At 68.7% G+C, this 1,546-nt stretch carries 3 protein-coding genes; 2 read left to right on the top strand and 1 reads right to left on the bottom strand.

Going from position 1 to position 1,546, the window contains the following annotated elements:
- The coding region (locus ACFQEU_RS15710) for a DUF63 family protein (protein ID WP_379783689.1) at positions 1-477 on the top strand (477 nt) is incomplete at its 5' end.
- Between the two features lie 33 nt (positions 478-510).
- Here ACFQEU_RS15710 and ACFQEU_RS15705 read toward each other — a convergent pair.
- Positions 511-1,089, bottom strand: a complete 579-nt coding sequence (locus tag ACFQEU_RS15705) for a DUF2150 family protein (protein WP_379783687.1) — start codon at positions 1,087-1,089, stop codon at positions 511-513.
- 109 nt (positions 1,090-1,198) lie between these two features.
- Between ACFQEU_RS15705 and ACFQEU_RS15700 the strand changes: the two genes are divergently transcribed.
- A partial coding sequence (locus ACFQEU_RS15700; RefSeq protein ID WP_379783685.1) for an ethanolamine ammonia-lyase reactivating factor EutA occupies positions 1,199-1,546 on the top strand: 348 nt, incomplete at its 3' end.

Below are 1,546 nucleotides of genomic sequence, written 5' to 3'. Positions count from 1 at the left end.
GCCCTCCTCGTTCCGACGCTCGTCGCGGCGGGTGGCGGCGGCGTCTCGACGGCCGGCGTCCGGTGGTCGGCCGTGGCACTCGTCCTGTCGGTTCCGGTCACGGGTGCCGTGTGGTGGGTGCTCGGACGGATCAGTCCCGAAGCCGGGGTGACCGGGGGAGTCGGCGTGCTCGCCGTGTTCGGGCACGCGCTCGACGGGGTCTCGACGGCCGTCGGCGTGACACAGCTCGGGTTCGGCGAGCGAACGCCGCTCTCCAGAGCGATCCTCGAACTCGGCGGGCTCCCCTCTCTCCCGGTGGTCGGGGAGGGGTGGGCGTTCCTCCTGCTCAAACTAGCGGTGGCGGGCCTCCTCGTTCACGTCTTCGGGCCGTACGTCCGTGAGGAGCCGGGTGAAGGGCTGTTGCTGTTGGGGTTCGTCGCTGCAGTTGGGCTCGGGCCGGCCGTCCACAACCTGGTGTTGTTCTCCGTCGCCGCGTAACGGGAGTCGTTCGCTCCGGGAACCGGTCGTCGCTCAGTCCTCTTCAACGACCTCGGGGTCCTCGATGGCCGACTGCAGGGAGTCGAGCCCGTTGACCCACTCGGAGACGAGTCCGTACTCCATCTCCTCGACGAGCTCGATATCGAGCCGTTCGCCGTCGATGACGCGGGTGCCAGCCTGCACGACGTAGCCGAGCGCGGCGTCGAGGTCCTCCTCGGCCTCGGCGTCGGCCGCGGCCCGGACGAACTCCGTAACGTCGCCGTCGACGACGCCGCCGACGACGTACTCCTCGGCGGCGTAGAAGACGGGAACGAGCGAGGTCTGGACGCCGTCGATGAGCATCTCCTTGTCCTCGTCGTCCAGCGCGACCTCGGCGAGGACGATATCGCTCACTGACCGGATCTCCTCGACCGCGCGCTCCTCGTCGATCCGGTCCTCCTCTAGCGCGGCGAGAACCTTCGCGACCGCGATGGCCGCATCGTCCTGTAAGTTCAACAGGAGCCGCGCTGCGTCCTCGTTTTCGGGGTCGAGCTCTTCCTCGGCTACCCTGTCGAGCCAGTTCTGCCACCGCTCCTCGGAGTAGAACGTCTCGACGGACTCGTCCTCGGTCATACCCCATACCTTACTCGGACTACTCAAAGGCCTTTCTTATCACTCCCCCGCGAGAGACGCCGTCACACCGGGGCGATAGCGACTTATCGGCTCCCACCGATCCACGGGTATGAACCCGGACCCCGAACCGATAACGAGCGTCGGGATCGACGTCGGGACGACGACCACGCAGGTCGTGGTGAGCCGACTTCGGGTGTCGTCGCCGACGCACGACGGCGCGGCCGCACCCGAGATCCGCGACCGCGAAGTCGTCTACCGGGGACGGGTCCACGAGACCCCCCTCGTCGACGCCGCGACCGTGGACATCGACGGCGTGGCGGGGATCGTCGTCGACGCCTTCGCGTCGGCCGGGATCGATCCCGGAGACGTGGACACGGGAGCGGTGATCGTGACCGGGGAGGCGGCCAAGCGGCGGAACGCCGAACCGCTCGTCCGCCGGATCGCGGACGACGCCGGC

The organism is Halorubrum tibetense (assembly GCF_042661865.1).
GTDB lineage: Archaea > Halobacteriota > Halobacteria > Halobacteriales > Haloferacaceae > Halorubrum > Halorubrum tibetense.
This window is presented reverse-complemented; position numbering and strand designations above follow the sequence as displayed.